The 12,343-nt window shown below is 66.9% G+C and carries 10 protein-coding genes; 4 read left to right on the top strand and 6 right to left on the bottom strand.

The window, feature by feature from the left end; all coding sequences use genetic code 11:
- Positions 1 to 8: 8 nt before the first annotated feature.
- Positions 9 to 857: an alpha/beta fold hydrolase gene (locus HB681_RS05650; protein ID WP_256354127.1), complete on the top strand. Its 849-nt coding sequence runs from the start codon at positions 9 to 11 to the stop codon at positions 855 to 857.
- 35 nt (positions 858 to 892) lie between these two features.
- On the opposite strand, the gene HB681_RS05645 is transcribed toward HB681_RS05650, so the two are convergent.
- Genes HB681_RS05645 through imuA form a run of 4 tightly spaced genes read right to left on the bottom strand, consistent with a single transcriptional unit; the run spans position 893 to position 7,250 of the window.
- Positions 893 to 1,783, bottom strand: a complete 891-nt coding sequence (locus tag HB681_RS05645) for a hypothetical protein (protein ID WP_213953786.1) — start codon at positions 1,781 to 1,783, stop codon at positions 893 to 895.
- A gap of 17 nt (positions 1,784 to 1,800) precedes the next feature.
- Positions 1,801 to 5,199: an error-prone DNA polymerase gene (locus HB681_RS05640; RefSeq protein WP_213953785.1), complete on the bottom strand. Its 3,399-nt coding sequence runs from the start codon at positions 5,197 to 5,199 to the stop codon at positions 1,801 to 1,803.
- Positions 5,192 to 6,496 (bottom strand): DNA polymerase Y family protein, encoded by a 1,305-nt coding sequence (locus HB681_RS05635; protein ID WP_213953784.1) that lies wholly within the window; start codon positions 6,494 to 6,496, stop codon positions 5,192 to 5,194. The genes HB681_RS05640 and HB681_RS05635 overlap by 8 nt, the downstream gene beginning before the upstream one ends.
- A complete protein-coding gene (gene imuA / locus HB681_RS05630; RefSeq protein WP_213953783.1) occupies positions 6,465 to 7,250 on the bottom strand; it encodes a translesion DNA synthesis-associated protein ImuA in 786 nt (261 codons plus the stop codon). Before imuA ends, HB681_RS05635 begins: the two co-directional genes overlap by 32 nt.
- Before the next feature lie 261 nt (positions 7,251 to 7,511).
- On the opposite strand from imuA, the gene HB681_RS05625 reads away from it, so the two are divergent.
- Together HB681_RS05625 and HB681_RS05620 are read left to right on the top strand one after the other, a co-directional pair.
- Complete coding sequence (locus HB681_RS05625) at positions 7,512 to 8,339, top strand: outer envelope protein (protein WP_213953782.1); 828 nt, start codon at positions 7,512 to 7,514, stop codon at positions 8,337 to 8,339.
- A gap of 145 nt (positions 8,340 to 8,484) precedes the next feature.
- Positions 8,485 to 9,468, top strand: a complete 984-nt coding sequence (locus HB681_RS05620; protein ID WP_213953781.1) for an AraC family transcriptional regulator — start codon at positions 8,485 to 8,487, stop codon at positions 9,466 to 9,468.
- A gap of 22 nt (positions 9,469 to 9,490) precedes the next feature.
- Here HB681_RS05620 and HB681_RS05615 read toward each other — a convergent pair whose 3' ends face one another.
- Both HB681_RS05615 and HB681_RS05610 read right to left on the bottom strand, forming a co-directional pair.
- Positions 9,491 to 10,327, bottom strand: a complete 837-nt coding sequence (locus HB681_RS05615) for an N-formylglutamate amidohydrolase (protein ID WP_213953780.1) — start codon at positions 10,325 to 10,327, stop codon at positions 9,491 to 9,493.
- A gap of 4 nt (positions 10,328 to 10,331) precedes the next feature.
- A complete protein-coding gene (locus tag HB681_RS05610) occupies positions 10,332 to 11,294 on the bottom strand; it encodes a tripartite tricarboxylate transporter substrate binding protein (RefSeq protein ID WP_213953779.1) in 963 nt (320 codons plus the stop codon).
- A gap of 49 nt (positions 11,295 to 11,343) precedes the next feature.
- Between HB681_RS05610 and HB681_RS05605 the strand changes: the two genes are divergently transcribed.
- Positions 11,344 to 12,342, top strand: a complete 999-nt coding sequence (locus HB681_RS05605; protein ID WP_345944628.1) for a LysR substrate-binding domain-containing protein — start codon at positions 11,344 to 11,346, stop codon at positions 12,340 to 12,342.
- Position 12,343: the final 1 nt, after the last annotated feature.

Here is a 12,343-nt window from a genome sequence, read left to right as displayed (position 1 = left end):
TGACGCCGATGTCCGCAAAGAACCAAACCCAGCACTTGCCCATCATGAACAACCCGGATCAAGTCACCCCCGGCCGCCACAAGGTCCGCCTCTGGCATACCGCCCTCGAAGGTGTTCGCGCCATGGCGGAAGCGACCGTGTCGGCATGCTCCTGGCCCGTGCTGTCCACTGCACCCAAGGGCGACGGCCATCCGGTGCTCCTGGTGCCTGGCTTCATGGCGCCCGAGTCGACGATGGTGCCGCTCAAGGCCTTTTTGTCGAATCGCGGATATGCGGTGGAGAGCTGGGGCTTCGGCCGCAATGTCGGCTTCCAGGCAAAGCACGCCGCAGCCCTCGAGCACAAGCTCGAGTACATGCGCCACCAGCATGGCCGCAAGGTCAGCATGGTCGGCTGGAGCCTGGGCGGGGTGTTCGGCCTCTATGCCTCGCATCGTGCGCCGGATTGCGTGCGCTCGCTGATCACGCTCGGCAGCCCGGTGACGCCCAACGCCGCTGGCACCGGTGCCGCGCCCAGCGTGGTTGCGATGTACCGCGCGGTCGCGCACCGCCTCGGGCCGGATGCGCACTTGATGCAGCCCCATGTGCGCAAGGCCCTGTCGCATTCGCCCGCCCACCCGATGAGTTGCCTGTGGTCGCGCTCGGACGGCGTGGTGCCGCCAATGGAAGCGCAAGTCGACGATGACTCGCCGGTGCATGAAAACATCCTCGTGCCTGGCAGCCACTGCGGCCTGGCCTTCAATGCGCTGGTGCTCTGGATCATCGCGGAGCGCCTGTCACAGCCCGAGGACAACTGGCAGCCTTTTGCGCCGACGGGCATGCCCGGCGCGACCTATCGCGCGCTCTCCGCCACTTTCTGAAGCCCACCCCGAATGCGCCCGCGGCGCCTCGGGGTTCAGAGCGCGTCTTGCGCCTCTTCGTCGAAGCCCTGAACGGGCTGCGCCTTGGCCAGCGCCATCCAGACGCTGAACGGAATGCGTTGCACCGGGCGATGCAGGGCTGCGCGCGCAACTGACAACCGCCCCGCTTCGAGCACGAGCACACCACATGCTTCGGGGATTTCGTCAGGCGAGGCGATGCAGCGGCCTCGGGCGTCATTGCCCAGCACGTACCAGCATTGGCCGCCCAGGTCGAGATAGGCCGCCCGCTTGTCGGGCTTGCGCAGGTCGCCGAGCAGGTCGGCCCGGCTGACCTTGACCTCGTGCACGACGGGGTGTGCATAGGCTTCGACGGTGGTGTTGCGGATCGAGAAGACATCGGGCCGGGCAATGCACCAGCGCGGCTTGCCGCCCTCCTCCAACGGCTCCAGCCGCGCCCGCAGGCTCAGGCCGCGCCAGGCGATGCGGCCGCCGCGCGTCATCTCTCGCGCGACCTGATCGACCAGGGCTTCGTGCATCGACAAGGCCGAGCGGTTGACCACGAGCGAGGTTGCGACGTGGGCAATGCCGCGGTCGGTGAGGCGCAGGGTTTCGTGGCCATGCGTCGAGCGCACGCGTTCGAGCAGACCCGCGGCCAGCAACTCGATCTCGATCACGTCGCAGCAGGGCCAGCCTGCCGAGCGATGGATGTCGCGCAGGCGCCGGGCGTGCGCGCGGCCGAGTACGATGGTGTTGAGGAGCGGGTCCTTGACGGGTGGCGCGGTGCCCGGGTCGGTAATGGGCGGAACGACAGGCGGCGGGTCGCCCTCGGGCGGCGGACCTGGCGGCATGTAGGGCGGAGGCATCGGCGGCACGCCGGTGGGCGGCGGGTCGACAGGCACCTCGTGGGCGGCGATTGCGGCTGACATTTCGCGAAGCGTAATGACTAATGAAAGTCCCGGCTACTGTGGTTGGCGGCCAGCCGACCCATCAGCGGGGTCAAATCCCGAAAGCCCGTCGCGACCACGTGGCAGACCTTGCCACCGGTGTCGACGTCGCGCTGCCAGGTGCCCTGCACGGCGAGCAGATGCGACTGCAAGAGCGGGCCGCGCCAAGCCTCGACGATGGAACTCCAGACGATCACGTTGACGTTGCCGGTCTCGTCCTCCAGCGTGACGAAGATGGTGCCGTTGGCGGTCTGCGGGCGCTGCCGGCCCATGACGATGCCGCAGGCACGCACGGTGCGGCCATTGGGCAGGTCATGCAACTGCCGGGCGCTGAGAAGCTTCATGCGGGCGAGGCGCGGGCGCAGCAGTTCGAGGGGGTGGCGGCGCAGCGTGAGGCGCAGCGAGGCGTAGTCGCCGACGATCTCCTCGCCTTCCGGGGCGGGGGGCAGTTCCAGCTTGGGTTCGTGGATCGGCACGCCCTTGAGCAGCGCGGGAGAGCGGCGCTGGGCGGTGGCGTCCCAGACCTGCTGGCGGCGGTGGCCCGAGAGCGCCATGAGCGCGTCGGCGCCGGCCAGGGCGGCCATGTCCTTTGCATCGAGTTCGGCGCGCAGGGCGAGGTCTTCGGTGCTGGTGAAGGGTTGTTGTGCGCGGGCTTCCAGCAAGCGCTTGGCGCCCGCTTCGCTGAGGCCGACGATGCGGCGCAGGCCTAGTCTCACGGCGGGTTGGTGGGGGTTGGCGCCCTCACCCCAGCCCTCTCCCGCTGGCGGGAGAGGGAGTGATTGGCCTTTCCCGCGCGCGGGAAGGGGCGAAGGCCCCCCGCCCTCACCCCGGCCCTCTCCCGGAAGCGGGAGCGGGAGTGGGGACTCCAGGGTGCAGTCGTTGTGGCTCACCATGACGTCTACCGGGCGCACTTCCACGCCGTGGCGGCGGGCGTCCTGCACGAGCTGCGAGGGCGAATAGAAACCCATCGGCTGCGAGTCGAGCATGGCCGCGAGGAAGCAGGCCGGCTCGTAGTGCTTGAGCCAGCAGCTCGCGACCACCAGCAGCGCGAAGCTCGCGGCATGGCTCTCCGGGAATCCGTATTCGCCGAAGCCCTGGATCTGCTTGAAGATGGCTTCGGCAAAGCCGCGGTCGTAACCGCGCTCGACCATGCCGTTCACCAGCCGGTCGTAGAAATGGCCGACACCGCCCTTGCGCTTCCACGCGGCCATGGAGCGGCGCAGCTTGTCGGCTTCATCGGGCGTGAACTCGGCGGCGATCATCGCGATCTGCATCACCTGCTCCTGGAAGATCGGCACGCCCAGCGTGCGACCGAGCGCCTGCTCAAGGCCCTTGGGATAGTCGACGAGCTTCGGGTTCTGGCGACGCTTGAGGTACGGATGCACCATGCCACCCTGGATCGGCCCGGGCCGCACGATCGCGACCTCGATCACCAGGTCGTAGTAGCAGCGCGGCTTGAGGCGCGGCAGCATCGACATCTGCGCGCGGCTCTCGATCTGGAACACGCCGATGGTGTCGGCCTCGCAGATCATGTCGTAGACCTTGTCGTCGTCGTTCGGGATCTGGTGCATCTCCAGCGAGGTGCCGCGCCACTGGTTGACGAAGTCGAGCGCGCGGCGGATGGCGCTCAGCATGCCGAGCGCCAGCACGTCGACCTTGAGCATGCCCATGGCTTCCAGGTCGTCCTTCTCCCACTGGATGACGGATCGGTCTTTCATCGACGCCTTCTCGACCGGCACCAGCCGCGTGAGCTTGCTCTGCGTGAGCACGAAGCCGCCGACGTGCTGGCTCAGGTGGCGCGGAAAGCCCTTGAGCTGCTGCGTGAGTTCGAGCCACTGGCGCAGCTTGAGCGTGCTCTCGCGCACGCCGGCCGTGAGCATCGCCTGCTCGATGCGCTCGTCCTGCACGTCGTGGTCGAACCAGTGATGGTCCTTGGCGAAGGCCTCGATGAGACGTTCGTCGATGGCCAGCGCCTTGCCCACGTCGCGCAGGGCGCTGCGCGTGCGCCAGCAGATGACGACGGCGGCGATGGCGGCGCGGTCGCGGCCGTATTTCTCGTAGATGTACTGGATGACCTCCTCGCGCCGCTGGTGCTCGAAGTCGACGTCGATGTCGGGCGGCTCTCGGCGCTCGCGGCTCAGGAAGCGCTCGAACAGCAGGTTGCCAGTCTCCGGGTTGATGGCGGTGATCTGCAGGCAAAAGCAGACGGCCGAATTGGCCGAGGAGCCGCGGCCCTGGCACAGGATGTGCCGCTCGCGGGCGAAGCGCACGATGTCCTCGACGGTGAGGAAGAACATCTCGTACTTCAGCTCGACGATGAGGTCGAGCTCGCGCTGGATCTGGTGGCGGATCTTGTCGTCCATGCCATTCGGGTAGCGCACGCGGGCGCCCTCCCAGGTCTTGCGCACCAGCGTCTGCGTGGGCGTCTCCCCGCCGCCGACGAGTTCGAGCGGGTACTTGTAATGCTCGCGGATCAGTTCGAGGTCGAAGCGGCAGCGCTCCATCACGACCAGGGTGTTGGCCAGCAAGTCCGGCGGATAGAGATCGGCCAGGCGCATGCGCGAGCGCATGTGGCGCTCTGCATTGGCCTGCAACGCAAAGCCGCATTCGGCCACCGACTTGCCTTCGCGGATGGCGGTGACCACGTCCTGCAGGGGCTTGCGCGAACGCTTGTGCATGTGCACGTCGCCGGCGGCCACGAGGGGCACGCCGGCCTGATTGGCGAGTTGCTGCAGCGAGGCGAGCCAGAGGTCGTCGTCGAGGTTGTTGAGCAGTTCGACGGCGATCCACAGGTTGGCACCGAACAACTCGAAAGCGCTCGCCACATCCGCGCCGGCCACCGCCAAGTCCATCGCCTCGCCGGGCACGCGCCGGGGCACCCACAGCACTTCGCAATGCTGCAGCGACGCCACCTCGCTGGTGGCCCAATCCACGCGGTATTCGCCCTTGGGCGCCGAGGTGTTGCGCGCGGCGGTGATGAACTCGCAGAGATTGCCCCAGCCTTCGAGGTCATGGGCGATCACCACGAGCCTGAAGCGCCCGAAGGCGAACTCGCTGCCGAACAGCACGCGAAAGCCAGGGTTGCGCGGCAGCGGCGCCTCGTCGGGATGGGTGCGCTCGTATTCGGTGAGCGCTTCCAGGTGATCGCGCAGGCCGACATGCGCGCGCACCACGCCGGCCACCGAGCATTCGTCGGTGAGGGCCAGCGCGCGATAGCCGAGTTGATAGGCGCGCTCAACCAGTTCCTCCGGGTTCGATGCGCCGCGCTGGAAGCTGAAGTTGCTCAAGGCATGCAGCTCGGCATAGTCGGGCAGGCCCGGCACGATGGCGCGCCTTGGCGGCTCGCGCAGCGGATGCGGCTTGCGTGCCTGCAATTGCTTGTCGCTGAGTTCAGGCATAGAGGCCTTGCAGGTACCAGCGCGGCGCCTGGTCCAGGGCCAGCGGGGCGGAGAGCCGCTCGCGGTAGACCCACACCAGTCCGGCCTCCGGGCTTTCGGCGATGTAGTAGTCGCGCACCGCCGGATGGCCGCCCTCTTCCTCCTTGCCACCCCACCAGCCGGCCTCCAGGCGCTGCGGGCCGCTGAGGCGACGCAGCTTGCCGCGGTAGTACGGATGGCCGCCGCGCATTTCGAGCGGCAAGGGCTGGCGCAACAGCCAGGGGGGATACAGGCCGTCGGGCTGCAAGGCGGGCACGGCGGCGCTGGTTCTGGCCAGCGCCGGCTGCCAGCCCTGCATGGCCTCGGGCCGATGGTCGGCCTGCGTCACCGGCACGACCACCTGCTGCGCCCCGAGCCGCGCGCTGAGGCGCTCGACCAACTCATGCAGCTTGTCGCCCTTGCGGGAATCCTCGGGCAGGAAGCTGGTGCTGGCGCCGGCCCACGGCGAAGTCTCGACCGTGCGCAGGCGCAGCCAGCTGGCGGGCGCTGCCAGTTGGGTGAGCGCCAGTTTCTCGCTCATCAGGCGGCGCAGGTGCGCCATGTCCTGCGTGGGCTGGGCCGTGCGTACGGTGACGCTTTGGTGCGGCGGCAGGTTGACGCCGTTGAAGCGCTTGAGGTCGAGCGTCCATTGCAGTTCCAGCGCCACCGCGCCGCGCTGGCGTGCGCGCAGCCAGACCTGCAGTGCGGACAACAGGCGGTTGGCCGACCACATGAGCTCGGGCGCGGTTTCGGCGAGCGCGGGCAACTCCAGTTTTTGCTCGAACACGTCGGGCAGCGTGAGCCAGGTGTACTGGTCGGGGCGCAGGCCCCAGGCGACATCCAGCGTTTCCCTCAAGGCCGTATCGAAGCGCCGCGCCAGCCCGCCACGCGGCAGCGCCGCGACATCGCCCCAGGTCTGGCAGCCGAGGCGGGCCAGCACGTCGAGGTGCGGCAGGGCCGCCGTGAGGGTGTCCAGCGGCAAGGCCGCCGGCACATCGGCGGGTGGCTTCTGGCCGCGGGCGAACAGGCGCAGGCGGGCCAGCGCGATCAGGCTGGTCGCGCCTTGCGCCCGCTGCACGCGCCCCTCTGACGGGTTTGCAGCGGAAATCTGGCGCATCAACGAAAGCCGGCCACCCCACAAGCGTTCGCAAGCCGAGACATCGAGGAGCAAGCCCTCGTCGAGCCAGGCCACCCGCGGCGTGAACTGCAGCGCCCACCAGCCGAGTGCCTCGCGCGGGAGTTCGGGTTCAGGCTGCCACCGGAGCGCGACCCAATGCACCTTGTGCTCCTTTCCATGTGTCGATCCGGACCACGACAGGGCCCAGCTCGAGGGGCGCGCCTTGCGGGTGCAGGCGCGCCTTGCGACGCATCTGGCTGGCGGCCAGCAGCGCGCTCATGCGACCGTTGCGCGCGGGCAGCGTGAGCGGCATGGCCAGCGGCGGGCCGCGGCGCTTGAGCAGGTGGACCTGCATATGGGCCTCGTCACGCACCACCTGCAAGCGCAGCCGCGCCGGGGAAGCCGTTTGCGCGACCGATTCGGGCCGGAACACGAACAACAGCGCCTCGTGCTGCGCCGCCGCGAGTTGCAATCGACGCAGTTCGCCCACGCGCGCCTGCGGCAGCCAGGCGAGAACGGCGGCCACGTCGGCGCAGCGCAGTGCCTGCTCGCAGGCCCAGAGGCAGGCGCCGGACGCCTGGCCCCGAATCCACATCAAGGCCTCCACCGGCAACCCTCCCGCCGCCAGCGCCGGACCAAAAGGCTCGTGCGGCGCACCGACCATCACCACCGGCCCGCCCCGGTCCTGCACCGCCTGCGCCAGGGCCGGCAACAGCAACTGCCAGACATGCGCCTCGGGCGTGGATTGCAGCACCTCCGTCATGGCGCCGACGGGCCAGCCGCCGCCGGGCAGTTCGGCATCCAGCGCGGCATGGCCGGTGGCGACGACCTGCGCGTCGGCACCGCCCAGCTCGTCGCCGCGCCACACGTTGTGGCGCCCGGAAGCGAGGAAAGAGTCGAGGGAAAGAAGGCCCATGATGGAATCGATGACTGTATTTTTATACAGTATTTTGATGCCATGGTTTTTTCTTTTTCAAGCGGGGCCTAGCGCTTGTCCCGCACAGGTACGTCTCGATCCTGAAAGGCTGTCAATGGGCCGGAGAGCCAATGGAAGGTCGTCAGGCAACTGCATAAACTGACCTCCAGCAGCACCCTAATGACCGGCGAGTCAGTTCTGGCACACTTCCTGCACGTTTTGTTTCATCTCCTTTCCCAACCTTTCCCGACCGTGTTCCCCATGAAATCCAAAGCAGCGAATGGGTTCGCTGGCGTTGCAATCGCCGCCCTCGCCTTCGCCAGTTCCTTCGCCCACGCCGACTTCCTCGACTGGAGCGACACCTCCGTCGGCTACCGCTACGGCACCCAGTTCCGCGAGCCCTTCAACAAGCAGGACATCGCGAAGAACGTCGTCAACTTCACCCACGCGGATGGCTTCAAGTACGGCACCAACTACCTGAACATCGACGTGCTCAAGTCCGACAGCAAGGACAGCGACGCGACGGAAACGTACATCGTCTATCGCAACACGCTCGATCTCGGCAAGATCACCGGCAACAGCCTTGCCCTGGGACCGGTGCGCGGACTGGGCATCACCAGCGGCCTCGACTGGAACCACAAGAACGATCCCGGCTACGCCTCGCGCAAGCAGATGCTCGTCCTCGGCCCGACCTTCATGATGGACGTGCCAGGCTTCCTCAACGTCAGCGTGCTGGCCCTGTGGGAAAGCAACGAACCCAACAGCATCGACAAGCGCTATTACTACAAGACGCACCCGGCACTGAGCCTGGCCTGGGCAATCCCCCTGGGCGACACCAACCTGTCGTTCGAGGGCTACCTGAACTGGATCGCACCCAAGGGCAAGGACGAGTTCGGCGTGAACACCGCCACCGAAACCAACTTCGACGGCATACTCTGGTACGACGCGGGCGTGCCGCTCAACTGGGGCAAGAACAAGTTCCGGGTGGGCCTGGAATACCAGTACTGGCGCAACAAGTTCGGCAACCCCAGCAGCGTCCCGGGCTCGCTCGCGAAGACGCCGCAGATCCGCGCCGAATACCACTTCTGACGCTGGTCGGCCGATGCGCGGCGGCCGCATTTCCGCATGCCGCATCGGTTGCGACCCTGATGGAAGAGTGCGACCCGCCTCCTAAAATCCGTCGCGAAAATCGGTTCAATCCCGCTGCGGCGGCACCCAGTGCGAAGGGCACTTCATGGAAGCGTGGTTCAGTTCGGAAATGCAGCCGATTTGCCAGTCGCCGATGTTCGTCTCCACCGACCCCGACGTGGTCAAGCTGCAGACCACCGGCGCCTTCAAGGCGCACGACCTGTTCTGGGGCAAAGGCAAGGTCGATGCGGCGCTGTATGGCGCGCATGTCGGCTCGCTCTCATTCTTCGTCCTCCAGTATGGTGCGGCGGTGCGCATCGAGCCGGGGCAACTCGACGGCTTCGTGCTGTTCCAGGTGCCGCTCGCGGGCTCGGCGGAGATCCGGGTGGACGGCAGGCCCGTGGCCGCTTCGCCCAGCACCGGCGCGGTGATCTCGCCCAACCTTGGCCTGGAACTCGACTGGCATGAAGGCTGCCGCCAGCTGCTCGTGAAGATTCCGCGCGAGCGTGTGGAAAACACCTGCCGCGGCCTCCTCGACGACGACCTGTCCCGGCCCATCGAATTCGACCCGGAACTGCAGCTCGACAACGACGCGGGCCGCAGCTGGCAGCATCAACTGGCCAGCCACTTCTGCAACCTGCACATGCCCTCGCCGGCCTTCGCACCGCAACTGTTGCCGGTGCAGGAGGAAGCCCTCATCCACCATCTCCTGCTGCGCCAGGGCAGCAACTATTCGCAGCGCCTGTCGCAGTCACAGCGGGCCGCCGCGCCCCGCGCGGTGCGGGCCGCGCAGCACTTCATCCGCGCGCACCTGTACGAGACCCTCACGCTCGACATGATTGCGAAGGCAAGCGGCGCCAGCGTCCGCAGCCTGTGCCTGGCCTTCCAGAAGCACCTGCAGGAATCGCCGATGGCCTATGTGCGCACCGCCCGGCTGGAACGCGCGCGGCAGGACCTGGTGAGCGCGCCACCCGGCGCCCAGGTCACCGACATTGCCCTGCGCTGGGGCTTCAACCATGTCGGAAGGTTCAGCACGGCCTATCGCAAGCGCTACGGCGAATCGCCGTTGCAGACGCTGCGGGCAGCGTAGCCAGCTTCGCGCCTTCGACCCTTCAGGCGAGCTCTGCCGAATAGTCGATGAGGTAGCCGAGCAGGTAGGCCATGTCGCGCTGCACCTCGAGCAGGCCCGCCGTGGGCTCCAGCGACTGCTCGTCCATGAACAACCGCCGATTGATATCGATCTGCAGCGAGTGCCGCCGCTCCTTCGGCGCGCCCAGCTTGCGCACCAGTTCTATGCCCTTGTACGGATCGTTCAACCCGACGTAGTACCCCCTGCGCTCCAGCAACCGCTGGACACAGCGCGTGACCAGTTTGCCCGCGGTGGTGCCGTCGCGATTGCCGATGACGATGTCGTAGGGCATCTCGCCACCCATCTCCGGCGGATACACCCTTGACCGCGAAGGCATGGAGAGACAGCTCAGATGAATGCCGAAGCCGCAGCGCCTGATGACGCGAAACCAGGCTTCGTCCAGCGCGCAGTGGTACGGCATCCAGTAGTTGGCGATGCGAGCTTCCACTTCTTCGAGCGACAGCGACCGGTCATAGATAGGCATGCCATCGATCGCGCGCCAGACCAGGCCCATGCCAAGACGCGACTGCGCCGGCGCATCGGGGGCAGGCGTAGCGCCTGGCACCACCTCAGGATCGAGGTCCGTGGCGCTGCGATTGACGTCGATGTAGGTGCGCGGGAATGCGGCCTGGACCAGTGTCGCGCCCATGGCGGGGGCGAAGGAGAAGATGCTGTCGATGTACATGCCCTCGGCCTGCCGCAGGTGTTCGAAGTTGCATCCGAATCGAAAATCGTGGGGGTAGATGTCGCCGCTGTGCGGGGAATCGATCAGGACTGCGCTCTCGCGTACGCCGCGCGTTACGGAGACTGGAGGCCTCATGGCTTCAGTCCAGGCTGATGCGAGCGCCGCGCGCGATTCGCCGCAGCGCGACGATGTCGCTGGCGACGCGCGACGCAAATTGATCGGGTGAGGAGGCGCTCGGGTACAGCCCCACGGGTTCCATGCGCTGCCGCACATGCGGCGTCTCGAGAATCCGGTTGACCGATGCGTTCAGCTTGTCGCGCAAGCCCTGGGCCATCCTCGCCGGACCGACCAGGCCGAACCACGTCGGCCCGTTGTTGTCGGGAAGCGAAACCTCCGCGAAGGTCGGGACCTCGGGCAATTCGGGCAGCCGCGCCGGCCAGGTCACCGCAAGAGCGCGCAGGCGGCCCGCGCGAACATGAGGGAGCGCCGTCGCGACCTGATCGAAACCCATGTCGAGATGCCCGGCGACCAGGTCGTTGACCAGGCCGGCACCGCCGCGATAGGGAATGTGGACGATGAAGGTTCGCGTCGATACCTTGAAGATCTCTGCCCCAAAGTGTCCGGCCGAACCGATACCCGGCGAGCCATAGGAAAGCTGCCCCGGACGTGCCCTCGCATACCGGATGAACTCAGCCATGTTGTTCACCGGCAAGGACGACCGTACGAGGAGGACTGCGGGGGCCAGGGCCAGTTCGCCGATATAGGTGAAATCGCTGGCCGGGTTGTAGGGAGGCTTCTTGTAGGCGACCGGTATGGCCACCTGCGTCGACAGGTTCGCAATACCCAGCGTCAGGCCATCCGGCGCAGCCTTCGCCAGTTCTCCCATGCCGATGGCGCCGCCGGCGCCGGCCTTGTTCTGCACCACGACGGGTGTGTCCAACACCTTGGACAAGGCCTCGCTGACGATGCGGCCCACCAGGTCGGTGGTCCCGCCCGCGGAAAACGGCACGATGACCTTGATCGAGGCTTGCAACTGCGCAAGGGAAGGCTTGGCCATGGCCAGGAGCGGCATGGCCGAAAGCACGGTACGACGATGAAGCATGGGTGTGACAGCATGGTGGTTTCAGGAACTTTTTCTTATGTGAGCTATTGTGTATGTGCACCCCGCCGGGGAACAGCGACAAATTCGCTGCAACTCATTCCATTTGGTCACCTTGAAAAGGTTCGTTCCTCCTCACCATCTCCTTCAGGCGCTGCTGGCGACAGCCAGGTTCGGGAGCATGGCGCGCGCGGCCACTCACCTGGATCTCACAGCCAGCGCCGTCAGCAAGCAGGTGCTCGAACTCGAGAACCTGCTGGGCGTGGCGCTGTTCGAGCGCATCCGCAAGCAGCTTCGGCTGACGCCCGCCGGACAGCGTTATGTGGCACGCATCGAACCGCTGATCAGCGAACTCGAAGAGGCCACGAAGTCCGTGGTGGTGGGCGCGGCGCAAGGCATGACGCTGGGCATTTCGAGCGTCCCGTCTTTCGGCGACAAGCATGTGGTCCCGCACCTCAGGGAGTTCAGTGAGCGCCATCCCGATATCGAATTGCGTTTCGTGCCCTACGTGCGCTCGTACGACTTCTCGGTGCCGGAACTCGATTGCGCGATCCGCTTCGGCGAAGGTTCCTGGCCCGGCGCCCGCGCCCACTACCTTGCTGGCAGCCACAACGTCGTGATCGCGCCATCGAAGCGGGCGCACGGGTCCCCGCCGTTGGCCAAACCGGCCGATGTCCTTCACTACCCGTTGTTGCGCCACCTGAGCGTGCCGAACGCCTGGCGCGACTGGTGCCGCGTCCACGGCGTGGACGATGCGAAGTCGCTGTCGGGTCCCTGCCTCGACATGTGCAGCACGATCGTCCAGGCCGTCGCCAGCGGCATGGGTCTGGGCCTGCTGCCAGCGTGCATCGTGCAGCAGGATCTGGATGCCGGGGTTGTGCACAGTCCGCTTCCCGTGTGGCGCATCATGCCCTGGGGCTACTATCTTTGCTACCCCGAGGAAAAGGCGGGCCTGCCTGCACTCGTCGCGTTCCGGGACTGGCTGCTGGAGCGCTGCGGCGCGCTCGAGCCCGATGCCGGTTCACGACCCCTGCATTCGACAGGCAACTGAG

The organism is Variovorax sp. dw_954, from assembly GCF_018449755.1.
In the GTDB taxonomy this organism is placed as follows: domain Bacteria; phylum Pseudomonadota; class Gammaproteobacteria; order Burkholderiales; family Burkholderiaceae_C; genus Variovorax.
The sequence above is the reverse complement of the archived record's forward strand: the minus strand, read 5'-3'. Positions and strand labels throughout refer to the sequence as shown.

Coding starts and splice junctions, on each gene's coding strand:
- HB681_RS05610 (WP_213953779.1), bottom strand. CDS start 11,294: ATGCTTCATCGTCGTACCGTGCTTTCGGCCATGCCGCTCCTGGCCATG.
- imuA (WP_213953783.1), bottom strand. CDS start 7,250: ATGGGCCTTCTTTCCCTCGACTCTTTCCTCGCTTCCGGGCGCCACAAC.
- HB681_RS05620 (WP_213953781.1), top strand. CDS start 8,485: ATGGAAGCGTGGTTCAGTTCGGAAATGCAGCCGATTTGCCAGTCGCCG.
- HB681_RS05615 (WP_213953780.1), bottom strand. CDS start 10,327: ATGAGGCCTCCAGTCTCCGTAACGCGCGGCGTACGCGAGAGCGCAGTC.
- HB681_RS05645 (WP_213953786.1), bottom strand. CDS start 1,783: ATGTCAGCCGCAATCGCCGCCCACGAGGTGCCTGTCGACCCGCCGCCC.
- HB681_RS05625 (WP_213953782.1), top strand. CDS start 7,512: ATGAAATCCAAAGCAGCGAATGGGTTCGCTGGCGTTGCAATCGCCGCC.
- HB681_RS05650 (WP_256354127.1), top strand. CDS start 9: ATGTCCGCAAAGAACCAAACCCAGCACTTGCCCATCATGAACAACCCG.
- HB681_RS05640 (WP_213953785.1), bottom strand. CDS start 5,199: ATGCCTGAACTCAGCGACAAGCAATTGCAGGCACGCAAGCCGCATCCG.